The 22,231-nt window shown below is 66.9% G+C and carries 18 protein-coding genes and 1 pseudogene; 14 read left to right on the forward strand and 5 right to left on the reverse strand.

Features of this window, described 5'->3' with window-relative positions:
- The 4 genes and pseudogenes from AC1DT6_RS22505 to AC1DT6_RS22520 form a co-directional block, all read left to right on the forward strand.
- A pseudogene (locus AC1DT6_RS22505) lies at positions 1 to 405 on the forward strand (MFS transporter); the annotation flags it as partial.
- A gap of 435 nt (positions 406 to 840) precedes the next feature.
- On the forward strand, positions 841 to 2,295 hold the full coding sequence (locus tag AC1DT6_RS22510; protein WP_477104329.1) for a cytochrome ubiquinol oxidase subunit I: 1,455 nt from the start codon (positions 841 to 843) through the stop codon (positions 2,293 to 2,295).
- Positions 2,296 to 2,300: 5 nt separating this feature from the next.
- Entirely contained in the window at positions 2,301 to 3,308 is a 1,008-nt protein-coding gene (cydB, locus tag AC1DT6_RS22515; protein ID WP_477114905.1) for a cytochrome d ubiquinol oxidase subunit II, read from the forward strand.
- Positions 3,308 to 3,466 (forward strand): DUF2474 family protein, encoded by a 159-nt coding sequence (locus AC1DT6_RS22520; RefSeq protein WP_276290887.1) that lies wholly within the window; start codon positions 3,308 to 3,310, stop codon positions 3,464 to 3,466. The genes cydB and AC1DT6_RS22520 overlap by 1 nt, the downstream gene beginning before the upstream one ends.
- A 20-nt stretch (positions 3,467 to 3,486) precedes the next feature.
- On the opposite strand, the gene AC1DT6_RS22525 is transcribed toward AC1DT6_RS22520, so the two are convergent.
- Complete coding sequence (locus AC1DT6_RS22525) at positions 3,487 to 4,251, reverse strand: SDR family NAD(P)-dependent oxidoreductase (protein WP_477112035.1); 765 nt, start codon at positions 4,249 to 4,251, stop codon at positions 3,487 to 3,489.
- A gap of 146 nt (positions 4,252 to 4,397) precedes the next feature.
- Here AC1DT6_RS22525 and AC1DT6_RS22530 point away from each other — a divergent pair, with 146 nt between their 5' ends.
- From AC1DT6_RS22530 to AC1DT6_RS22570, 9 genes are all read left to right on the forward strand, one after another.
- The gene (locus tag AC1DT6_RS22530; RefSeq protein WP_441635793.1) at positions 4,398 to 4,994 is read left to right on the forward strand and encodes a TetR/AcrR family transcriptional regulator; all 597 of its coding nucleotides are present in this window, start codon (positions 4,398 to 4,400) and stop codon (positions 4,992 to 4,994) included.
- A 39-nt stretch (positions 4,995 to 5,033) separates the two neighbouring features.
- On the forward strand, positions 5,034 to 6,353 hold the full coding sequence (locus AC1DT6_RS22535; protein ID WP_441635795.1) for an MFS transporter: 1,320 nt from the start codon (positions 5,034 to 5,036) through the stop codon (positions 6,351 to 6,353).
- Positions 6,354 to 6,730: 377 nt separating this feature from the next.
- Positions 6,731 to 8,761 carry an alkaline phosphatase family protein gene (locus AC1DT6_RS22540; RefSeq protein WP_441635797.1) on the forward strand — a complete coding sequence of 677 codons (2,031 nt, stop codon included), beginning with the start codon at positions 6,731 to 6,733 and terminating at the stop codon, positions 8,759 to 8,761.
- A 26-nt stretch (positions 8,762 to 8,787) separates the two neighbouring features.
- Positions 8,788 to 8,973, forward strand: coding sequence for a hypothetical protein (locus AC1DT6_RS22545; RefSeq protein ID WP_441635799.1), 186 nt, complete (start codon positions 8,788 to 8,790; stop codon positions 8,971 to 8,973).
- Between the two features lie 80 nt (positions 8,974 to 9,053).
- A complete protein-coding gene (locus tag AC1DT6_RS22550; protein WP_441635801.1) occupies positions 9,054 to 11,207 on the forward strand; it encodes a phosphocholine-specific phospholipase C in 2,154 nt (717 codons plus the stop codon).
- Between the two features lie 169 nt (positions 11,208 to 11,376).
- On the forward strand, positions 11,377 to 12,246 hold the full coding sequence (locus AC1DT6_RS22555) for a LysR substrate-binding domain-containing protein (protein WP_441635803.1): 870 nt from the start codon (positions 11,377 to 11,379) through the stop codon (positions 12,244 to 12,246).
- Between the two features lie 107 nt (positions 12,247 to 12,353).
- Positions 12,354 to 13,052: an HAD family hydrolase gene (locus AC1DT6_RS22560; RefSeq protein ID WP_441635805.1), complete on the forward strand. Its 699-nt coding sequence runs from the start codon at positions 12,354 to 12,356 to the stop codon at positions 13,050 to 13,052.
- A 257-nt stretch (positions 13,053 to 13,309) separates the two neighbouring features.
- Entirely contained in the window at positions 13,310 to 14,344 is a 1,035-nt protein-coding gene (locus tag AC1DT6_RS22565; RefSeq protein ID WP_441635807.1) for a M14 family zinc carboxypeptidase, read from the forward strand.
- The gene (locus AC1DT6_RS22570) at positions 14,341 to 15,102 is read left to right on the forward strand and encodes an alpha/beta fold hydrolase (RefSeq protein ID WP_441635809.1); all 762 of its coding nucleotides are present in this window, start codon (positions 14,341 to 14,343) and stop codon (positions 15,100 to 15,102) included. The genes AC1DT6_RS22565 and AC1DT6_RS22570 overlap by 4 nt, the downstream gene beginning before the upstream one ends.
- 58 nt (positions 15,103 to 15,160) lie before the next feature.
- Here AC1DT6_RS22570 and AC1DT6_RS22575 read toward each other — a convergent pair whose 3' ends face one another.
- The 4 genes from AC1DT6_RS22575 to AC1DT6_RS22590 all read right to left on the reverse strand — a co-directional run bounded on the left by AC1DT6_RS22575 (position 15,161) and on the right by AC1DT6_RS22590 (position 20,652).
- Positions 15,161 to 17,329: a sensor domain-containing protein gene (locus AC1DT6_RS22575; RefSeq protein WP_441635811.1), complete on the reverse strand. Its 2,169-nt coding sequence runs from the start codon at positions 17,327 to 17,329 to the stop codon at positions 15,161 to 15,163.
- Positions 17,330 to 17,476: 147 nt separating this feature from the next.
- Positions 17,477 to 18,205 carry a DsbA family protein gene (locus AC1DT6_RS22580; protein ID WP_441635813.1) on the reverse strand — a complete coding sequence of 243 codons (729 nt, stop codon included), beginning with the start codon at positions 18,203 to 18,205 and terminating at the stop codon, positions 17,477 to 17,479.
- 48 nt (positions 18,206 to 18,253) lie between these two features.
- The gene (locus AC1DT6_RS22585; protein ID WP_477112036.1) at positions 18,254 to 19,162 is read right to left on the reverse strand and encodes an MBL fold metallo-hydrolase; all 909 of its coding nucleotides are present in this window, start codon (positions 19,160 to 19,162) and stop codon (positions 18,254 to 18,256) included.
- A 545-nt stretch (positions 19,163 to 19,707) separates the two neighbouring features.
- A complete protein-coding gene (locus AC1DT6_RS22590; RefSeq protein ID WP_477114906.1) occupies positions 19,708 to 20,652 on the reverse strand; it encodes a DUF6279 family lipoprotein in 945 nt (314 codons plus the stop codon).
- A 179-nt stretch (positions 20,653 to 20,831) separates the two neighbouring features.
- Here AC1DT6_RS22590 and glmU point away from each other — a divergent pair, with 179 nt between their 5' ends.
- Entirely contained in the window at positions 20,832 to 22,193 is a 1,362-nt protein-coding gene (gene glmU, locus AC1DT6_RS22595) for a bifunctional UDP-N-acetylglucosamine diphosphorylase/glucosamine-1-phosphate N-acetyltransferase GlmU (protein ID WP_441635669.1), read from the forward strand.
- Positions 22,194 to 22,231: the final 38 nt, after the last annotated feature.

The raw sequence follows: 22,231 nt of genomic DNA on the forward strand, positions 1-22,231 counted from the left end.
AAGCTGACGCTCGCGATCCTGTTCTGTCTCGTGTCGTGCGTGCTGTTGCTGGCGGGCTTCCGGTTGCCGCCGGGTACCTCGCAGTTGCTGCTGATCGGTTTCGGCATGCTGCTGGCAATGGGTACCTGGGGCCCCGCCGGCGCCATGGTGGTCAATCTCTCCCGCCCCTCGACCCATGCCACCGCGCTGGCGATGCTGACACTGGCCAACAACATCCTTGGCGCCGCGCCGGCGCCTTACCTGACGGGCCTGCTGGCCGACAGGATCGGATTGCTCGGGGCCCTGCAGATGGTTCCACTGATCTCCCTGGTCGCAGCCGCCGTGTTCTTCATCGCCAGGCCGCGCTACCTGCGCGACCTGCGGCTTGCCGAAGCGCGCAATGAGGCAGAGCGCAGCTGCGCCTGAAAACGCACCCCGCCGCTCGCTATGGCGAGCGGCGCCGCGCCCCTCTCCGGCCGTCTTGCCGGCAATTCTGATCCGGTCTTTTTGTCGCCGGTTGCTTCTGTTATGTTCCTCGCACTGCCGGTAACATGCTCTCCATGGCATGCGCCCGGCGCGAAACGCACAAAATGCGCAACACGCAGGATCGGGCACCGTGCCCAATCTCCCGGCAATGCTCATGGACATCCCCGCTTCAAACCTGCCCGCCCGGTCAGGCCCCGCCAAGGCCGCGGCACCCCGCCGCCAGCCGATCCATCCACCCAGCACGAAAAATGCGACTTCCAATACGCTCGCCGGGTGGTCTACTCTAGTGACTTGTGCTGCTGCTGCGCGCCGCGGCAAGGCCGCTCCCAGACTGGCAAGCCAGGCCCGCCGGCACAGCTTCATGGAGGTCACGATATGTTCGGCTTGAGCGCGCTCGACCTGGCACGGATCCAGTTCGGCTTCACCATTTCCTTCCATATCATCTTTCCCGCCATCACCATCGGCATGGCGAGTTACCTGGCGGTGCTGGAAGGCTGCTGGCTGCGCACCCAAAATACGGTCTACCGCGACCTCTATCATTTCTGGTCCAAGATATTTGCCGTCAATTTCGGCATGGGCGTGGTGTCCGGGCTGGTCATGGCTTACCAGTTCGGCACCAACTGGAGCTTCTTCTCGGACTTCGCCGGCAGCGTGACCGGCCCCCTGCTCGCCTATGAGGTGCTGACCGCGTTCTTCCTGGAAGCGGGCTTCCTCGGCGTGATGCTGTTCGGCTGGAGCCGGGTCGGCCCCGGCCTGCATTTCTTCGCCACGCTGATGGTGGCGGTCGGCACGCTGATCTCGGCCACGTGGATCCTGGCCTCCAACAGCTGGATGCAAACTCCGCAGGGATTCGAGATCATCGACGGCCGCGTGGTCCCGGTGGACTGGCTGGCGGTGATCTTCAACCCGTCTTTCCCGTACCGGCTGGTGCACATGAGCGTGGCGGCATTCCTCGCGACCGCGCTGTTCGTGGGCGCCTCCGCCGCGTGGCACCTGCTGCGCCGGCGCGACAACCCGGCCATCCGCAAGATGCTTTCGATGGCGATGTGGATGCTGCTGATCGTGGCGCCAATCCAGGCCGTGATCGGCGACATGCACGGCATCAACACGCTCAAGCACCAGCCGGCCAAGATCGCCGCGCTCGAAGGCCACTGGGAAAACCGCGGCGACGAAGCGCTGCCGCTGATCCTGTTCGGCTGGCCCGACATGAAGCGCGAGGAAACCCGTTTCGCGGTGGAAGTCCCGCGCCTTGGCAGCCTGATCCTCACCCATACCTGGGATGGCCAGATCAAGGGACTGAAGGAGTTCGCGCCGGAGGACCGGCCCAACGCCACCATCATCTTCTGGTGCTTCCGCATCATGGTGGGGCTTGGCATGCTGATGATCCTGCTCGGGCTCTGGAGCCTGCTGCTGCGGCGTGGCGAAAAGCTCTTCCACTCCCGCGCCTTCCTGCGCATGGCGCTATGGATGGGCCCGGCGGGGCTGATCGCGCTGCTGGCGGGCTGGTTCACCACCGAAATCGGGCGCCAGCCCTGGGTGGTCTACGGCGTGATGCGCACCGCCGACGCGGTCTCGCCGCACGGCGTGCCGGAACTGGCGTTCTCGCTCGCGCTGTTCGTGGTGGCCTATTTCTTCGTGTTCGGCGTGGGCATCGCCTACATGATGCGGCTGGTGCGCAAGGGCCCGGTCATGCATGAAGGCGACCCGGAACCCGATGGCGGCCACGGCGTGGAAGGCACTCCGGCGCGCCCGCTGTCCGCCGTGGACGATCCGGGCGATGTGCCGGACGCCGTGGCCTCCGCTAACCGTCTGGCCGATCGCAGGAGCTGATCATCATGGGCATCGACCTTTCTCTTATCTGGATCCTCATCATCTTTTTTGGCGTGATGATGTATGTGGTCATGGACGGCTTCGACCTTGGCATCGGCATGCTGTATCCCTTCGTGCCGGACCGCCATGACCGCGACGTGATGATGAACACGGTGGCGCCGGTGTGGGACGGCAACGAGACCTGGCTGGTGCTGGGCGGCGCGGGGCTGCTGGCCGCCTTCCCGCTGGCTTACTCGCTGGTGCTCAGCGCGCTCTACCTGCCGCTGATCTTCATGCTGCTGGGGCTGATATTCCGCGGCGTGGCGTTCGAGTTCCGCTTCAAGGCCAACGACCGCGAGCGCCACGTCTGGGACAAGGCGTTTATCTGCGGCTCGCTGATGGCGGCCTTCTTCCAGGGCGTTTCGCTGGGCGCGTATATCGATGGCATCAAGGTCAGCGGGCGCAGCTTTGCCGGCGGGCCGCTGGACTGGCTGCAGCCCTTCCCGCTGTTCTGCGGGCTAGGCGTGGTGGTGGCTTATACCGTGCTGGGCAGCACCTGGCTGATCGTGAAGACCGAAGGCAAGCTGCACGAGCGCATGCTGGAACTGACCGGCAAGCTGGCCTGGGTGCTGCTGGCGGTGATCGTGGTGATCAGCATCTGGACGCCGATCTCGCAGCCGCGCATTGCCGAGCGCTGGTTCAGTTTCCCCAACCTGATCTGGTTCGCGCCGGTGCCGCTGCTGGTGGCGTTCGCCATGTACCGGCTGATCCGTTCGTTGCAGCAGCATGYCCACCTGGCGCCGTTCATGTACACGCTGGCGCTGGTCTTCCTGGGCTATAGCGGGCTGGCGATCAGCGTGTGGCCCAACATCGTGCCGCCCGACATCTCGATCTATGCCGCTGCCGCGCCAGCGCAAAGCCAGGGCTTTGCGCTGGTGGGCGCGCTGTTCATCATTCCCTTCATCCTGATGTACACGGTGTGGTCGTACTACGTGTTCAGGGGCAAGGTACGGCATGGGGAGGGCTATCACTGATGGCGGCGACGAACCACGGCGGCCGCGCGCAGCCGCCCAAGCCATGGCTCAAGCGGGTTGGCTGGCTGTTGCTGATCTGGGTAGCCAGCGTGGCGGCGCTGGGTGCGGCGGCCTTGCTGTTGCGCCTGCTGATGGGGCTGGCGGGCATGCATAGCTGAGGCGGCCCGCCGTCACGCCGTCACGCGGAGAGACCACCGTCCACGCCGATGCTCTGCCCGTGGATAAAGCGGCCGGCGGGTGACGCCAGCAACACGGCCAGGCCCGCCACATCCTTCGCCTCGCCGATACGGCGCATCGGAATGCCGGCGGCGAGCCTCGCTTCCTGCTCCGGATTGCCCCACAGCGCCTCGCGCGAGAACTCGGTGCGCACCGGGCCGGGGTTGATCGCATTCACATTGATGCCCTTCGGCCCCAGCTCCAGCGCCAGGCTGCGCACGGCCCCGTCGGTGGCTGCCTTGGTGATGCTGTACAGGCCGAGCATGGCCGAGCCGCGCTTGGCCGCAATGCTCGACATAAAGATGATGGCGCCGTCGCCGCGTCCGATCATCTGCGGGGCCAGCGCATTGACCAGCACAAGGTTACCTCGCACATTGCCGGCCATGGCTTGCTCAAACTCTTCCGGACCCTGGCTCAGCAGTGACCCGGCCACGCCGCTGCCCGCCGCGTTCAGCACCAGCGCGTCCACGCGGCCGTAGGCGTCCAGCGCTTGCCTGGCAAACGCCTGGATGCTCTCCAGGTTGCCGATATCGCAAGCGATGCCTTTGGCCTTGAACCCCTCGCCTTGCAGCGCCGCGGCTACCGCTTCGGAAGCCGCCTGGTCGCGGCCGGACACCACCAGCGCGGCGCCGGAGGCACCCAACGCACGCGCCATTTCCAGGCCCATGCCCTTGGTGGAGCCGGTGATGACGGCAACGCGGCCGGTGAGATCGAACAAGTTCTGCATGATGATTCTCCTGAGGGAAAGTCAGCGCCGCCCGCATCGGTGATGCTGTCGGCCGCACCAATTTAAATGATGCTCAACATCTATTGAATAAATTATGGGTATCATCTAAACTCCGGTCAAGCAAAGTTTTGGCAGGAGAGACAAACATGGCGCGTGCATCACGAGAGCAGGCAGAGAAGCACCGGGAAGCCATCGAGCAGGCTTCCTCCAGGTTGTTTCGCGAACGCGGACTGAACGGCGTGAGCGTGGCGGAACTGATGGCCGGCGCCGGCCTCACGCACGGCGGCTTCTACGGACACTTCTCGTCGAAGGACGCGCTGGCCGCGCAGGCGAGCAAGCGCGCCTTCGAGGAATCCGCGCGGCGCTGGACACGACGCATCGAGCGCGCCGAAGGTGACAAGGGCGTGATGCGCGCCAACCTGGTCGAGCCCTATCTGACCAAGGCGCATTGCGCCAGCCCCGGCGATGGCTGCGCGGCGGTGGCCCTGGCCAGCGACATTGCCCGCGAACCGGCTGACAAGCCGGTGCGCCAGGTCTATATCGATGGCTTCAGGCAAATGGTCGAAGACTGGATGAAGACGGTCGACCACGAAGACCCGGCCGAGCGGCGCAAGCTGGCGCTGGCGCAACTCGCCACGCTGGTGGGCGCGATGACCCTGGCGCGTGCCACCGAAGGCGATGCCCTGTCCGAAGACATCCTCGCCGCCGCGCGAGAGATGCTGCTGGGCCCGCTGGCGCAATAACGAACACCTCACCAAGACCCCAACGCCTCCGGATATCCAATGTTCGCTCAAGCACTTTCCAGCCGGCTCGACCGGCGTGGCATCCACTACGCGTGGCTGATCGCCGCGATCACCTTCAGCGTGATGCTGACCACCTCGGCCGCGCTCGGCCTGCCCGGCGCTTTCCTGAAACCGCTGACGCGCGAGATGGGCTGGGACACCGACCAGATCTCGTCGATCCTGGCCTTCCGCTTTGCGCTGTTCGGCCTGATGGCGCCGTTCTCGGCCATCCTGATGGAACGCTTCGGCGTGCGCAATGTGGTCTGGGCAGCGCTGGCGCTGATCGCAGGCGGCATGGCGCTGGCCACCGTGGCGACCGAACTATGGCAGTTGTTTATCGCCTGGGGCCTGATGCTCGGCGTCGGCTCCGGCCTGACCGCGCTGGTGCTCGCCGCCGTGGTCGCCAGCCGCTGGTTCAGCGCGCGGCGCGGGCTGGTGATCGGCATCCTGACGGCCAGTTCGGCCACTGGCCAGTTGGCCTTCCTGCCCGTGGCTGCCTGGCTGATCGAGCATATGGGCTGGCGCATCGCCGTGCTGCCGGTGCTGGGGGCATGCGCCTTGCTGGCGGTGCTGGTGTTCTGCTTCATGCGCAACCGACCCGGCGATGTGGGCCTCAGCGCCTACGGCGAAGTGCCCGTGCATGCGCCCGCCGCGCCGGTGCAGGCCAGCGCGCCGCCCGCGCCGCTGACCCTGCGCGGCCCCTTCGTTGTGCTGCGCGATGCTGCCCGCAACCAGACCTTCTGGATCCTGGCCGGCACCTTCTTCATCTGCGGCCTGAGCACCAACGGGCTGATCCAGACCCACTTCATCTCGCTGTGCGCGGACTTCGGCATGGCCGCGGTGCCCGCCGCCGGCGCACTGGCGATGATGGGCGCATTCGACTTCGTTGGCACCATCCTGTCGGGCTGGCTGTCGGACCGCTACGATTGCCGCAAGCTGCTGTTCTGGTACTACGGGCTGCGCGGGCTGTCGCTGTTCTGGCTGCCGCACTCCACGTTCACGCTGTACGGCTTGTCGATCTTCGCCATGTTCTACGGCCTGGACTGGATCGCCACGGTGCCGCCCACGGTGAAGCTGGCCGGCTCCGTCTTCGGCAAGGAGCGCGCGCCGATGGTGTTCGGCTGGATCTTTGCGGCCCACCAGGTCGGCGCCGCCACGGCCGCGTTTGGCGCGGGCCTCACACGCACCCTGCTGCTGACCTATACGCCGGCCCTGTACGCGGCCGGCGCGGCCTGTGTGGCGGCCGCCCTGCTGGCGCTGATGGTCCGGCGCACGGCCACGCAATCCAGCGGCGCGTCCAATCAAACAGCAAAGGCATGAGTTTCGCGGCGCCAGCCGCCGCCGCTGCGTTGCCTCCGCCGCCATGACGGGGACAGCGCAGCGCGATTGATGCTCCGCTACGCGCGGCATCCCGGTTTTTCCCCTCCCATCTCCGCACTTCTCCGCTGCCTTCAGAGGCCACCTCCACGGCCGGCTCTTCCTCCAATTCCCGGCTCCCGCCACCCACGCCAGGGTCCGCGCATATGGCGCCGCGCCTGTCGCCTCAAGAATCCAAATAGGCGCATCAGCATTCTTTGCCTCCCTGTCACCCGGGTGACAACCCCTTTTCTTACTCTGCGAACGCGTCGCGGGGAGCGCGATCGGCAGCGCCGGCAATTCGGCGTACCGCTTCAGACAACAGAAAAGAGGGATCGGATATGGCATGGAAACAGCGGGCGCGCATGGCGTGTGGCCTGGCCCTGGCAGGTACGGTAGCGGCATGTGGAGGCGGAGGCGGCGGCAACGACACGCCGGCGACGGCGGCCCCCGAGCAGAGCAACGCGGGGCCGGGTGGCGCCGCCAGCAAGAAGGTGCTGCTGGTCGGTGTGGATGGCGCCACCTACAGCCAGCTGCAGAGCGCAATGGCCCAGCGCAGCCTGCCCAACCTGGCCACGCTGGCGATCACGCCCGCCGCCACCGGTGGCAGGCTCGGCACCACCACCGAGCAGGCTCCGCTCAACGGCCCGAGCTGGGCCACCGTGCTCAGCGGCAGCTGGGCGGACCGCCACGGGGTCACCGACGACGTGGCCGCGGCGGCCGGCCTGAAGGCGCCCAGCGTGTTCCAGTATTTGCGCGGCGCCAGCGCCACCGCAGGCACAGCCCGGCTGCGCCTTGGCGGCGCCACCAGCGCGCCCCTGCTGCCGGCGCTGCTCAAGGCCGACGTCACCGCGGGCAACCTCGATTCGCTGCGCGACTGCAATGCCGATGACAACTGCGTGACGCAGGAGACCATCAAGCTGGTGCAGTCGGGCTACGACGTGGTCTTCGCCCAGTACACGGCGCCCGATGCCGCGGCCGCCGCGCAAGGCTTCCAGGGCGGCGGCTACGCCACCGCGCTGTCGGGCTTCGATCAGGCGCTCGGCAAGCTGCTGGCGGCCGTGCAGGCGCGCCGCCAGGCCAATGCGAACGAAGACTGGCTGGTGGCCGTGACCACCAGCCACGGCCTGGACGCAACGGGCGCCACCACCACGCTGCCGACAGTGCAGAACCGCACCGCATTCATCGCGCTCAACAAGCCGTTCAATGCGGCGCTGGCCAGCAACCTCCCCCCGGCGCCCGCCAATGCAACCGCGCTCTCGGCACTGCCGACCGAAGCCGACCTGTTGCCGACCGTGCTCGCGCATACCGGCGTGGCGGTGCCTGCCGCCTCGTACAAGCTCGATGGCTCGGCCCTGACCGGCAACGTGGGCGTGCGCGCCTTGAGTTCCGTGGTGGGCGCCTACAACGCTTCGCTGCTGCTGTCCTGGCAGAACCCCACCACCGCCGGCGGCGACATGGCGCTGCTGCGCGACGGTGTGCAGATCGCCACGCTGCCGGCCGGCACCACCGGCTACGAAGACAAGACGCTCAACGCGCCCGCCAGCGGCATCTATCGATTCAACTACACGCTGGTGCGCAACGGCGTGCCCGCCTCGATGCTGGCGCAGATCAACTACGTCAAGCCGATCGTGCTGGCTGACACGCTGCGCAACAACCTGTCCGCTTACTACAGCTTCGAGACGCTGCCGGCAACCGACAGCAAGGGCACTACCGCCATCGGCCCCTGGGTCCCCGGCACCGACGGCGGCTCGCTGGGCGGCGATAACTTTGGCGGCAAGTCGCTCAAGGTCGACTCGAGAATCGATGCCTACCAGCTCACGCAGAGCGGCGCCGATATCGCGCTCGCCCCGCAGTTCACCATCGGCTTCTGGTTCAAGTCCGACTGCACCCAGGGCAACGGCACCGGCGAGCCCATCCTGTCGAACAAGAACTATGTCTCGGGCAGCAATGCCGGCATCGCCCTCGGCCTGTTCGGCAGCTGCGAGATCCGCTTCAACATCGGCAGCGGCGGCAAGCGCGACGACATCCAGGGCATGAAGTTCAGCGCCAACCAATGGGCCTACGTGGCTTTGTCGATCAACGCCACGGCCAAGACCTTCAGCGCCTACATCATCGATCCGGTGCTGGGGCTGCAGAAGACCGAAAACAAGGCCATCGCCAACACCGACGTGACCAAGCTCAACGGTCTCGCCACCAAGGTCTGGGGCATCAACGACGATGCCACGCATGCCTATGTGCCAAACAACAGCGGCGCGCTCAAGGGCGTGATGGAGTTCAACGACCTGGCCATGTGGACGCGCCAGCTCAGCCTTGCCGAGCTGCAGACGATCGCCGGCTCGCGCCAGCCGCTGTCCACGCTCAATCCCTGATTCCTCCCACGAGAGCAAACGTGACCATGAAGCCTTCTATTTCCTTCCTCGCACGGCCAGGCTGGCTGGCGGCACTGGCGCTGTGCGCCGCGCTGGCAGCCTGCGGCGGCGACTCCGCCGACAACAAGCCCGCCGATCCGGCTCAGCCGGCTCAGCCGGCCCAGCCCGGACAGCCGCCCGCGGCCACGCCGCAGTTGCGCTGCGCGCCATAGGGCGTCGATTAGCGCCATATGGCACCCCGGCGCCGACCGGACGTCCGGCACAACCCGAACAGACCAGCCAGAAAACAAAGATGAGCCTTCACAGCAGACGCAAATTCCTCAAGATGGCCAGCGGCGGCACCGCCGCTGCCGCGGCAATGGCCGCCTTCCCGCTGTCGATCCGCCGCGCGCTGGCGATTCCCGCCAACAACGCCACCCGCAGCATCCGCGACGTCGAGCACGTGGTGATCCTGATGCAGGAGAACCGCTCCTTCGACAATTACTTCGGCACCCTGAAGGGCGTGCGCGGCTTTGGCGACCGTTTCCCGATCCCGCTGGCCGGCGGCCTCAATGTCTGGCAGCAGAGCTACACCAACCGCATCGTCCAGCCGTACCACCTCGACAGCGCGACCGGCAACGCGCAGCGCGTGAGCGGCACGCCGCACAGCTACCCCGACGCCCAGAACGCCTGGGACCTGGGCCGCATGAACAAGTGGCCCACCTTCAAGAACACCCAGTCGATGGGCTACTACACCAAGAGCGAACTGGACTTCCAGTTCTCCCTGGCCGAAGCGTTCACGCTGTGCGACGCCTATCACTGCGGCTTCCACGGCGGCACCAATACCAACCGCCTGTTCCACTGGACCGGCACCAACGACCCCACCGGCGCCAATGGCGGCCCGGTGATCGACAACAGCGGCGACTCCATGGGCGCCTCCACCGGCGGCTATCGCTGGACCACCTATCCGGAACGCCTGCAGACGGCCGGCGTGAGCTGGAAGGTCTACCAGAACATGCCGGACAACTTCACGGACAACCCGCTGGCCGGCTTCGTGCAGTACCGCAAGGCCAACGAGGCGCGCGGCAATGCCTCCAACGGCAGTCCCTACCCGGCCTATACCATCGCCGACGATGTGATCAACCCGCTTATCAAGGGCATCGGCAACACCATGCCGGACGGCGGCTTCCTGCAGGCACTGAAGGACGACATCGCCGCGGGCAGCCTGCCGCAGGTATCGTGGATCGTCGCGCCGGCGAACTACTCCGAGCACCCGGGGCCTTCCAGCCCGGTGCAGGGCGCCTGGTACACACAGGAAGTGCTCAATGCGCTGACGGCCAATCCGGACGTCTGGAGCAAGACCGTCCTGCTGATCAATTTCGACGAGAACGACGGCTTCTTCGATCACGTGCCGCCGCCGTGCGCGCCCGCTTACGACGCCAATGGCGCGCTGGCCGGCAACTCCACCATCGCCACCGACGGCGAATACCATACCGACAAGCATCCCTACGGCCCCGGCCCGCGCGTGCCGATGTATGTGGTCTCGCCGTGGAGCCGTGGCGGCTGGGTCAACTCGCAGGTGTTCGACCACACCTCGGTGCTGCGTTTCCTGGAGGCACGCTTCGGCATCGCCGAGCCCAATATCAGCCCCTATCGCCGCGCCATCTGCGGCGACCTGCTGTCGGCCTTCAACTTTGTCACCCCCAATAGCGCGGTGCCGCCTGCCCTGTCCAGCCTCACCAAGACCTCGGCCGACAGCGTGCGCACGGCGCAGGAAGCCAAGCCCCAGGTCGCGCTGCCCAGCGTGGACTTCCAGAGCGCCAACCCGGCCAGTCAGGAAGTCGGCACCCGGCTCTCCCGCGCCCTGCCCTATGAATTGCACGTGAGCGGCCGCGAGGACCCCAGCGCGCGCGCCATGTGGCTGCTGTTCAGCAATACCGGCAACGCCGCCGCCGTCTTCCACGTCTACGACCGCCTGCACCTGGACCGCGTGCCGCGCCGCTATGCGGTCGAGCCCGGCAAGCAGCTCAATGGCAGCTGGGACGTCTTCACCACCGACAACGGCAAATACGACCTGTGGGTACTGGGTCCGAACGGCTTCCACCGCAGCTTCCAGGGCGACGTCAGCACCGTGACGGCCGCCGGCGGCACCGCGCCGGAAATCCGCGTGTGCTACGACATTGCCAATGCCGCGGTCTACCTGACCATGATCAACACCGGCGCCGCGGCCTGCACCTTCACCGTCACGCCCGCCGCCTACCGCGAAGACGGCCCCTGGACCTTCGAGATCCCGCCGGGCAAGCAGCTTGACCAGCACTGGCCGGTGGGCCTGCAGGGCAACTGGTACGACTTCGTCGTCACCACCACCCAGGGCAGCTTCAGGCGGCGCTTTGCCGGCCGCCTGGAAACCGGCGCCGACGGAGTGTCCGACCCCGCGCTGGGCAAGCCCGCACGGGCAGTGCCCTGAGCGAAGCCGGGCGGCGGCAGGGGCACCTGCCACTGCCGCCGCCCGTGCCGTCCATCCCTTGCGCCATCGCGCCGCCGTGCCAACGGCGGCGCGATGGCGCGTTGTCACATGAATTGTCATAAATCGCCGCTAGACTGGCGCGCTTGCCTTATTCCCACGGAAATCCCCCATGCTCGGCGACCTGCTGACGACGTTTTATGAAGTGGCGCGGCAGGGCAGCATCACCACCGCCGCCAAGCAGTTGCGCGTGAGCCAGCCCACGGTCACCGGCCGTATCCGCCAGCTTGAAGAGAACTATGGCGTTGAGCTGTTCTACCGGCGCGCCGGCCGGGTCGACCTGAGCGACGTCGGCGTGGCCCTGATGCCGGTGGTGGAGCAACTGATGCAACATGAGGGCAGCGCGGATTTCCTGCTGCGCAATGCCGGCAACCTGCATCTGGGCCATCTCCGCATCGGCGCCACCGGGCCCTATTACATCCTGAGAAGCGTGGCCGCGTTCCGCGAGCGCTACCCCGCCATCGAGATCAGCATCGAGATCGGCAACTCGCAGCAGATGCTGGACGCGCTGTTCGAGTACCGCATCGACGTCGCGGTCTCGTCGCACGCCGTCGACGACGATCGACTGGCCCGCATCACCCTGGCCTCCGATCCGATGGTGCTGGTGGTCAACCAGGGCCATCCGCTGGCACGCGCGCCCAGCGTCAGCCTGGCGCAACTCGCGTCCTGCCACCTGCTGGTGCGGGAGCACGGCTCCATGACGCGCAAGGCCACCGAGACCGCGCTGGACAACGCCGGCGTGCCGTTGCCCGCCAGCACCGTGATCGGCAGCCGCGAAGCCATCTGCGAAGCGATCCGCCAGGGTCTCGGCGCCAGTGTGGTCCCGCTCGGTGAAGTCCCGCGCGACCCGGCGCTGTGCGTGGTGCCGTTCGCGAGCGACCCGCCCGTGCTGCACGAATATCTCTACTGCCTGCAAGGGCGCACGCACACGCGCCTGATCGGCGCCTTCCTGGAATCCCTCGCGCCGCGCGCGGCCGCGTAGGCGCGCACGAAATCCGCCAATAGCGATATTGGAATTCTTGCGCCGCGCTTCATCCCCAGGTCATTGCCGGTACGCATGCTTGCGGCTTTTCCGACCGGAGACGGCGCATGTCCTGCCTTGCCTTGTTTGACCTCGACCACACCTTGCTACCGCTGGATAGCGAATATGAATGGGCACGCTACCTGGTGGAAGTGGGTGCCGCGGATGCGCGCGACGTCGATGCCAACAATGCGCTGTGGCTGGCCGAGTACAGCGCCGGACGCCTCGATTTCCACCGCCATGCGGGCTTCGCCCTGGGCCTGCTGGCGCGCCATCCGCGCGCGCGCCTGGAAGCCTGGCGCGGCGGCTTCATGCGCGACGTGATCGCGCCGGCCATCCGGCCCGAAGCGCGCGCCCTGCTGGCGTCCCACCGCGACGCCGGCGACCTGTGCTGCATCGTCACCGCCACCTGCCGTTTCGTCACCGAGCCGATTGCCCAGGCGCTGGACGTGCCCCACCTGATCGCGGTGGAGGCCGAGCGCGGGGCGCAGGACGAATTCACCGGCGCCGTCGAGGGCGTGCCGAGTTTCGGCGCGGGCAAGATCGAGCGTGTTACGCAGTGGCTGGGCGCCCTCGGCATGGCCTGGGACCAGTTCGGGCGCACGGTGTTCTACAGCGATTCGCGCAACGATATCCCGCTGCTCGAAGCCGTCAGCCACCCGGTGGCCACCAACCCGGATGCCGCGCTGCTCGCCCTGGCGGGCGTGCGTGGCTGGCCGGTGCTGACGCTGTTCGCACCGCCGGTGCCGGTCCTCGCATCGGCCTGACAGGCGGCACGCGTCACGGGGCTTTCACATTACCGGGGGATGATGGCGGGCACGCTTTTATATCCGGACCGGCGCCAGCGCCTATATTGGCGTTAGCGATCATGATGATCGCATCGCCCCAGCCGGCCGCGCCTGGTTTGCCTGGCCGGCACAGATACCAAGGAACCGCTCTCGCCCATGTCCGATTGCCCGTCCCGCGTCAAACCCGCCGCTTGCGGCCCCGGCGCGGCGCGCCGGTCCCACTGACGCCGCCGCGCATGGCGCAGTCACCTACCGCCGACGATGGCCTGGCTGAAATGCAGCAACTGGAGGCCATCCTGGAAGCTGGCGCCGGCCGCCTGCACGCCTGCCGGGTGGGCGAGGCACAGGCACGCGGCCAGCGCTTCCCGCTCTACACCGCCAGCATCGGCTCGAACGATCCGAACGCCCCCGCCATCGGTTTCTTTGCCGGCATCCACGGGCTCGAGCGCATCGGCACGCATYTGCTGCTCGACTATATGCGCATGCTGCTGTGGCGCCTGGAGTGGGACGCGTTGCTGGAGCGCCAGCTGCAATCGGTGCGGCTGTTGTTCATGCCCATCGTCAATCCGGGTGGCATGTGGGCCTCCACGCGCGCCAATCCCAACGGCGTGGACCTGATGCGCAACGCGCCGCAGGACGCGGTCGGCCGCGTGCCGCTGCTTGCCGGCGGGCAGCGCGTGGGGGCATGGCTGCCGTGGTACCGCGGCAGGCGCGGCGCGCCCATGGAGACGGAGAGCGCGGCCGTGCTGCAAGTGGCGGCGCAGCAATTGCAGTGCCGCCCCCTGAGCTTTGCGCTGGATTGCCACTCGGGCTACGGCTGGGGCGACAGCATCTGGTTCCCCTACGCGCGCACCGCCGCGCCGATGGCGCACCTGCCGGAGATGTTCGCCCTGAAGACCATGTTCGAGCAGGCGCATCCGCACCACGGCTATGCCTTCGAGCCGCAGAGCCGCCAGTACCTGCTGCACGGCGACCTGTGGGACTGGGCCTACGACCACACGCCACCCGGCAATATCTTCCTGCCGATGACGCTGGAGCTGGGTTCGTGGCTGTGGATCAAGAAAAATCCCCGCCAGTTGTTCTCGCGCCAGGGCATCTTCAACCCGGTCAAGGCGCATCGCACCGCGCGCGTGCTGCGCCGCCATGCCAACCTGCTCGATTTCCTGGGGCGCGTAGCCTACGCGCCAGAGCGCTGGCTGCCGCAAGGGCAACGCCGGGAGGCACTGCTCGAGCTGGCGACGGCGCAGTGGCAAGACGGCAAGCCCCGATGAGCGACTGGATCCTGCTGCGCGGCCTGACGCGCGAGACACGCCATTGGGGCGCCTTGCCGGGTGTGCTGCAAACCGCCGCCGGCATCAGGCCCATCGCCATGCTCGATCTGCCGGGCAACGGCGTGGAGGCAGCCGGGCGCGCGCCGGCCAGCGTGGCTGCCATGGTGGAATTCATGCGTGAACGTGCCCGCGAGCGGGTGCTGGCCCCGCCCTACCGGCTGCTGGCAATGTCACTGGGCGCCATGGTGGCGGCGGAATGGGCGCGGCGCCATCCGGGGGAGATCGGGGCACTGGTGCTGATCAACACCAGCATGCGGCCGTTCTGCGCGCTGACGGAACGCCTGCCGCCGCGCAACTGGCCCGCACTGCTTGGCATGGCGCTGCGCTGGCACCAAGCCGCTTACTGCGAGCGCACCGTGCACCGGCTGACTTGCAACACCAGCGCGGCACGCGCCGCCGATGTAGCCGCGTGGTGTGCGATTCGCACCAGCGCGCCGGTAAGCCGCACCAACGCGCTGCGCCAGCTGTGGGCCGCGGCGCGTTATGAGGCCGCGTCCACGCCGCCGGCCTGCCCGACGCTGGTGCTGTCATCGGCGGCGGACCGCCTGGTCGATCCCGCGTGCTCGGCGCATCTCGCCGCAGCCTGGCACGTGCCGCACCGCCGCCATCCCTGGGCGGGCCACGACCTGCCGCACGACGATCCGGCGTGGCTGGCCGCCACCATGGCCTGGTGGCTGGCGAGCGGAGGCGTGCGTTAGCGGGGCATGGGGAAAAGACGCCCCGGGGCTGCCCGCGCGCCCCGTGCAGCGCCTGGGGCTACGATGCTGCCGCGGTTGCGCCATGCCCGATCACGGCATGGACACGACGGAAGTATTCAAGAGGCTGCGGGCGCCCGAGCAGGAATCCCTGCGCCTCGTCGCAGCCTTCGGCCAGCAGCAGGCTGAGCTGCTCGTCGGTCTCCACGCCTTCGGCCAGCACCGGGATCGCCAGGCTCTGGCCCAGGGCGAGAATGGCGCGGATGATGGCCTTGGCCTGCTGGCTGCCGGAAATCTCCGCGATAAAGGTGCGGTCCAGCTTGATCTTGTCGAAGGGGAAGGAGCGCAAGGTATCCAGCGAGGAGTACCCCGTGCCGAAATCGTCGATGGCGATGGTAACGCCCAGCGCCTTGATGCGGCGCAGGATGTCCAGCGCCCGATCCTTGTCGCCGATGATGGTCGACTCGGTGATCTCGAGTTCGAGCCTGCCGGCAGCCAGCCCGGTTTCCTCCAGCACGTGCGCCACCATGGTGACCAGGTTGCCGTGGGTAATCTGCACCGGAGACAGGTTGACGGAGATCTTCCTTGGATAGGTCCACTGCGCGGCCTCCCGGCACGCGGTACGCAGCACCCACTCGCCGATTGGCAGGATGGCGCCGCACTCTTCGGCCAGCGGAATGAAATTGTCCGGCGGAATCAGTCCCCGCTCCGGATGGTGCCAGCGCAGCAGCACCTCGCAGCCGATCACCTCGCCGCTGGCGATGGCAGTCTGCACCTGATAGTCCAGCACGAACTGGTGCGCGGCGATGGCGGTCCACAGCTCGCCGGCGAGCGCGCGGCGCTCGCGTTCCGCCTCGTCCATCCGGCTCTCGTAGAAGCAGATCGACTCCGACAGGCTGCCCTTGGCGCGATACATCGCCAGGTCGGTGTTGCTGACCAGCTGGTCGCGATGGGCCCCGTCGCCGGGGAAGATCGCGATGCCGATGCTGGCGCCCGTGGTCAGGTCGAAGCCGTCTAGCCGCACAGGTTCGCTCAGGCAAGTCACCAGGCGGGCGGTAAAGTCGCTCAGCTCGGCCTGCCGCTCAAAGCGCTTGACCGCGATAAACTCATCGCCGCCGATGCGCGCGATGAATTCACCCGCCTCCAGCTGGCCGGCAATGCGCCCGGACACCGCCTTTAGCACCGTGTCGCCGGCCGCATGGCCATGCAGGTCGTTGATCTCCTTGAAGCGATCCAGGTCGATACCCAGCGTGGCCACCTGGCAGCCCTGCTTCTGCGCACGCAGCAGTTCTTCATCCAGGTAGTCGTTGAAATAGCTGCGGTTGGGCAGCCCGGTCAGGCCATCGTGGCGCGCCATATGATGGATCTTGGCTTCGATGCGGCGCTGCTCGGTAACATCCTCGCAGGTGGTGACCCAGGAGCCGTCGGCCATGGCGCTGTGCGACAGCGCCATGGCGCGTCCGTCGGGCAGCGCCTCCACGCTGCGCCAGTGCTTGTGGCGGCGCAGGATCTCGCGGTGCCGCTCGTAGAGCGCCTGCGCGTATTGCTCGCCGCGGCCATCCGGCTGGCCTGCCTCGGGCTGCGCATCGCCGCCGGGGAGGCCCGCCAGCGCGCCCGGCGCCGCGGCTTCGCTCTCGTGCGCGCCTGCCATGGTGCGGCACAGGGTGAGGAAATTCGCGCCAGGCGCAAGCGCCTTGCCGGCGCCCTGGAAGACCTCCTCCATCCTCCTGTTGGTCAGGATGACGATGCCCTCCGGATCGAACAGGCATAGCCCCTGCGACATATTCTCCAGCGCCAGGTCGAGCTTGCGCGTCACCTCGGCAATGCGCTCGGCATCGGCCTTTTGCTGGGTCATGTCGCGCGTGACCTTGGCATAGCCGATCTGCTTGCCGGTGCGATCGAACATCGGCGTGATCAGCACGTGGGCCCAGAAGCGGGTGCCATCCTTGCGCATACGCCAGCAGCCCTCGGCCACGAAACGGCCCGTCTCGCGCGCCAGTTGCAACGCTTGCTCGGGCAGCCCGGAGTCACGGTCCTCCGGGGTATAGAAGCAAGAGAAATGCGCGCCCAGGATTTCATCCTGCGTATAGCCCTTGGCCCGTTGCGCACCGGCATTCCAGCTGCTCACGCTCCCCGCGGGGTCCAGCGCGTAGATCGCGTAATCAGTCACGCCGAGCACAAGTGTGCGAAAAAGTTCGGTCTCGCCGGGAGGGCCTTGGATGTGAAGCATGTAGGGTGCATGTGGAGGGCCGATGCCGCCGCGCGCACCCTCCACCTCCGCAAGGAGGACAGCCTGCGCGCACGTGGGCATCGACGGAACCGGCTCGGCCGGCGTGCCGGGACATCGCTACCTATAACGGCAAGCCGGGTCCGAAATTTACCCTTGCCCCGGCAAATCGCAGCCTTGCGCGTCGCAAGCCGGGCCGCCCGCGCCATCCGTGCCACCCGCCCCCTGCTGCGCGACCGCACGGGCAAGGCTGTCCTGCCATGCGGCCGCGTCGCCAAGATACGGACCCACGTCGAGCACGGCAAAGCGTCCGTCCCCGCGTTCGAGCGCGAACGTGGGAAAGCCCTGGCCGCCCAGCCGGTTCAGCAACGCACGGCTGTCGGCCATATGCGCCTGCGTTTGCCCCGCGCCAATGTCCAGGCAGAGATCGGCGAAACGCTGCGGGTCCAGTCCGGCTTGCACGGCCACGTCGCCGAGCACATGCGCATCGGCGATGCGCCGCCCCTCCACGTAGTGCGCGTGCTGCAGGCGCGCCAGCAAATCGGCGGCAGCCTCCACGCCGCCCATCGATTGCGCCGCCAGGATCGCGGTGGTCGGCGGCGTGGAGTCCATCACCGCTTGCTCGTCGCGCAGCAAACCCTCGAAATAGCGCTCGCCGAACGGCTGGCCCGTCAGCGCCGCGATACGCCTGTCATGCGGCATCACGTAGTCGCGCCATTGCGGCGAAATGCGGCGCCGGTTCGCGCCCGTCATCATGCCGCCGCCGTGCAGCGCCAGTGCCAGCCCGGGCACCGCGCGCGCGGCGCGCACCAGCGGCGCGGCGCCGTAGCACCAGCCGCACAGGGGGTCATAAATGTAATGCAGGGTGAGGCCGGACATGATCGATGCGTTCCCGTGACTTGTCGTGTTCAATGCGGCGCGCCGCCGTTATTTTGCAGGCCAGGTCATCTCGCCCTTGATGACCCTGGCGCTCAGGTCGAGCGACTCCACGCCGCCCAGCTTCGGATAGTGCTGCTGCATCGCCGTGCTCAATGCCTTGGCATCCGACGCCTTTGCCGCCTCGCGCTCGAACGTGCGCAGGTAGTCCCGCGTGAAACGCACCGATGCCAGCGTCTGCGGCGCCTCGTCCAGGAAGTGCCCCGGCACGACCCGCGCCGGCTTCTTCGCCTCGATGCGGCCGAGCATGGCAATCCATTGCTGGCGCGAAGCAGGCGTCTGGGTATCGGCAATCCAGACATGGCTCTTGCCGAAGACCACCACACCGCCGGCCACTGTCTTGAGCGCCGGAATCCACACCACGGTGCGGGCCGGCGCCGGACCATCCAGGCCCAGCACTTCCAGCTTTTTGCCTTCGAGCAGGATGGTATTGCCGGCCAGCGGCTCGGGCAACACCAGCGCCCTGGGCGCATTCTCCTTCAGGATCGGCGACCAGTAAGCCTGCTTGCCTGCCATGGAAGCCTGGATCGCCGCCACCGTCTGCGGCGTGGCGACGATCTTCGCCGCCGGAAACGCGGCCTTGATCACGTCCAGCCCGAAATAGAAATCCGGGTCGCTGTGACTGATATAGACGGTGGTCAGGTTCTTGCCGCTGGCCCGGACCCGCTCGACCAGCGCCTCGGCATCGTTGCGCTGGAACTGCGCATCGATCAGCACCGCGTCGCGCGCGCCAGTGACCAGTTCGGAGGAGACCGGGAAGATGCTGTTGGTACCGGGGTTATAAACCTCCAGCTTCAGCGCGGAAGCGGCAATGGCGGGCGCGCCGCCAACGAAGCCCAGGCACAGTGCAGTGGCGGCCAGGCCGCGTAAGAAACGGGTCAGACTAGGATTGAAGCGCATGAAAGGTCTCACGTTGCAGGAAATCAAGGAAAACGCGAGCTTAAGTTGCGCCGGTCGATACAAAAACCCCATAAAATGATCATATTTGTTGCATATATCGATCAAATAAACGATCGACCATCCCGAGCCTAGTTGCGGCCTGAATCCCAAGCCCCGCTTCGCGCAACACGCCCCGGCAATAGTTCGGTTCCAGCCGTGTGGAGCGCCCGCAAGGGCGGGCCACACCCCAACGCGATGCGAAGCGAGCCGTGTAGGTGTACCAGGCCGTATGGGGCGCCTCGGGATCCGGTGAAAAGAGCGGAAAAGAGGGACCCATGTTTGAGTATCGCCTTAAGGCGATGCGAGTTTGGGTCCCGGCCGCTCTTTTCRCCGGATCCCGAGGGGGTGTCGCCCCATCCGGCGCGCCTTCTTTGCCTACTTTCTTGGCAAGACAAGAAAGTAGGTCGCCTCCCCGCAGGGGAGGTGAAACTGCCTTTGACTTTAGGCTTTTGAAGTYGAAGTTGAAGTTAAGCAGTTAACGAGTTACAAAAAGACCCCCCAAAAAATCAATTCTCCGCCCGAGCCGGCCGAGGCGCAGCCACAGTATTGCCCCCATCACGCATCAACGCATTGGCATCATCAATCCATTTCTGAAACCGCTCCACCGCATGTGCCTTCTGCTCCGGCGTTGTCAGGTTGGCAATAATGACAGTCAACGCCAGTCCAGCCTCGTTATTGGCGTCATGACGCGCATTGCGCTCCCTGGTCGGCGGGTTCTGCCAGTGATCGCCATAGCGCTTGAGCATCTCGACCACCTGGGCCTTGGGCGGATGCTCGGCCTGCACCTGCCGCACCAGCGCCAGCCATTCCTGCTGGCGCTTGAGGCGTTCGGCGTAGCGCGCCTCGGCGCCTTGCACCACCGGAGCCATGGCGTGCCGGATGGTGGCTTCCTGGTCACTTGAAAAGCGCCCGTAGACCAGCCGCGCGTAGTCCATTATCTTGTCGAAGCGGGCCTCTTCGCGCGCCGCCGGGTCCGGGCGCAGGTATTCCTTGCGGTACTTGGCGTTGGCATCGGCGAATTTCTTCTCCATGCGGGCAATCTGGTCCGGGGTCAGCGTCAGCAACAGGTCGGCCACGTCGGGCGTGGAGCGGTCGAACGCTACGCGCGCCAGCCGCTGGGCGTCGTCCTGGATCTTGCCCACTGCCGCGGCGGATACCGGTTGCTGCACTTCGCTTTTGGCCTGCCGCAGCAATCCGGCGATCTCGGGCAACTGGTCCTTGCGGTGCCAGGCAAAGAAGCGGGCGATGGCATCGCGCGTCAGCGGTTCCTGGCTGGCGGTAACGTCGACGTAGTTGTCGATCCACCAGTAGGCCAGCCGGTCGCCCTGCTGGTAGCCCAGTTTCATGGCGCTGCAGGCCGTCAGGGCGAGCACGGCCGTGGCCAGGAAGAGGCGCCGGATCCGGTCCCCGCGCAGGTGGGGAAACGTCGTCAAACGGCGTAAAACGCCCATGATAGAATCCTTTTCCGCGCGTTTGGGTGCCTGTTCGCGCCCGCCATTCCGGGTCGCCGCAGGCGTTACCCCGCGCACCGGGGCTGGGGCCAGGACCCTGGCCGACGCTACGCGTCCCCGGCCATCGCGGGGGAGCGCTTCAAACGGGTTTTTGGACACACTCACTTAGGACCCTCCTTGTGAATATCGTCATTCTCGCTGCAGGCATGGGCAAACGGATGAACTCCGCGTTGCCCAAGGTACTGCATCCTCTCGCTGGCCGGCCATTGCTCGCGCATGTGATTGATACGGCGCGCAAATTGTTGCCGACGCGGCTTGTGGTGGTGGTGGGACACGGCGCCGAGCGCGTGCGCGAAGCCGTTGGCGCGGAAGACGTCGCCTTCGCCCTGCAGGCCGAGCAGCTGGGAACCGGTCACGCCGTGGCGCAGGCGCTGCCGCTGCTCGATGACAGCCAGCCCACGCTGGTGCTTTATGGTGACGTGCCGCTGACCGAGCCGTCCACGCTGCAGCGCCTGGTGGCCGAGGCCGGCAACGGGCGCTTCGGCATCCTGACCGTAGAGATGGATGATCCCGCCGGCTACGGCCGAATCGTGCGCGAAGACGGCCGCATCGTGCGCATCGTCGAGCAAAAGGATGCCAGCGAGCAACAGCGCGCCATCCGTGAGATCAATACCGGCATCATCCTGGCGCCCACTGGCCACCTGCGCCGCTGGCTGTCCACGTTGCGCAATGACAACGCCCAGGGCGAGTATTACCTTACCGATACCGTCGAGCGCGCGGTCGCGGACGGCGTCGAGGTGGTCTCGGCACAGCCCGCCGCGCTGTGGGAAACACTTGGCGTCAACAGCAAGGTGCAACTCGCCGAGCTCGAGCGTATCCACCAGCGCAACCTGGCGCAGCGGCTGCTGGAAGCCGGCGTGACGCTGCTGGACCCGGCGCGGATCGATATCCGCGGCGAACTCACCTGCGGGCGCGACGTCACGATCGATGTCAATTGCGTGTTCGAGGGGCGGGTGCACCTCGAAGACGGCGCGCATATCGGCGCCAACTGCGTGATTCGCAACAGCACCGTGGGTGCCGGCGCACGGGTGCAACCGTTCTGTCATTTCGAGGATGCCAGCGTCGGCGCGGAAGGCCGCATCGGCCCGTACGCGCGCCTGCGCCCCGGCACGGTGCTGGCCGAGGACGTGCATATCGGCAACTTCGTCGAGGTCAAGAACAGCCAGATCGCGGCGCACAGCAAGGCCAATCACCTTGCCTATGTGGGCGACGCCACAGTTGGCTCGCGCGTCAATATTGGCGCCGGCACCATCACCTGCAACTATGATGGGGCCAACAAGTTCCGCACCGTGATCGAGGACGATGTCTTTATCGGCTCCGACACGCAACTGGTCGCCCCGGTGACCGTGCGCCGCGGAGCCACCATTGGCGCCGGCACCACGCTGACCAAGGAAGCGGCGGCCGACAAGCTGACGCTGTCGCGCGCCAAGCAAATGACCATCGATGCCTGGCAGCGGCCGGTCAAGCAAGCAAAAAAATGAGTCCCGCCGCCGACCTGCCCGGATAAGGGCGGGCGGCA

This window comes from Cupriavidus sp. 01L45, assembly GCF_056399885.1.

Coding starts and splice junctions, on each gene's coding strand:
- AC1DT6_RS22510 (WP_477104329.1), top strand. CDS start 841: ATGTTCGGCTTGAGCGCGCTCGACCTGGCACGGATCCAGTTCGGCTTC.
- AC1DT6_RS22520 (WP_276290887.1), top strand. CDS start 3,308: ATGGCGGCGACGAACCACGGCGGCCGCGCGCAGCCGCCCAAGCCATGG.
- AC1DT6_RS22525 (WP_477112035.1), bottom strand. CDS start 4,251: ATGCAGAACTTGTTCGATCTCACCGGCCGCGTTGCCGTCATCACCGGC.
- AC1DT6_RS22530 (WP_441635793.1), top strand. CDS start 4,398: ATGGCGCGTGCATCACGAGAGCAGGCAGAGAAGCACCGGGAAGCCATC.
- AC1DT6_RS22535 (WP_441635795.1), top strand. CDS start 5,034: ATGTTCGCTCAAGCACTTTCCAGCCGGCTCGACCGGCGTGGCATCCAC.
- AC1DT6_RS22540 (WP_441635797.1), top strand. CDS start 6,731: ATGGCATGGAAACAGCGGGCGCGCATGGCGTGTGGCCTGGCCCTGGCA.
- AC1DT6_RS22545 (WP_441635799.1), top strand. CDS start 8,788: ATGAAGCCTTCTATTTCCTTCCTCGCACGGCCAGGCTGGCTGGCGGCA.
- AC1DT6_RS22550 (WP_441635801.1), top strand. CDS start 9,054: ATGAGCCTTCACAGCAGACGCAAATTCCTCAAGATGGCCAGCGGCGGC.
- AC1DT6_RS22555 (WP_441635803.1), top strand. CDS start 11,377: ATGCTCGGCGACCTGCTGACGACGTTTTATGAAGTGGCGCGGCAGGGC.
- AC1DT6_RS22560 (WP_441635805.1), top strand. CDS start 12,354: ATGTCCTGCCTTGCCTTGTTTGACCTCGACCACACCTTGCTACCGCTG.
- AC1DT6_RS22570 (WP_441635809.1), top strand. CDS start 14,341: ATGAGCGACTGGATCCTGCTGCGCGGCCTGACGCGCGAGACACGCCAT.
- AC1DT6_RS22575 (WP_441635811.1), bottom strand. CDS start 17,329: ATGCTTCACATCCAAGGCCCTCCCGGCGAGACCGAACTTTTTCGCACA.
- AC1DT6_RS22580 (WP_441635813.1), bottom strand. CDS start 18,205: ATGTCCGGCCTCACCCTGCATTACATTTATGACCCCCTGTGCGGCTGG.
- AC1DT6_RS22585 (WP_477112036.1), bottom strand. CDS start 19,162: ATGCGCTTCAATCCTAGTCTGACCCGTTTCTTACGCGGCCTGGCCGCC.
- AC1DT6_RS22590 (WP_477114906.1), bottom strand. CDS start 20,652: ATGGGCGTTTTACGCCGTTTGACGACGTTTCCCCACCTGCGCGGGGAC.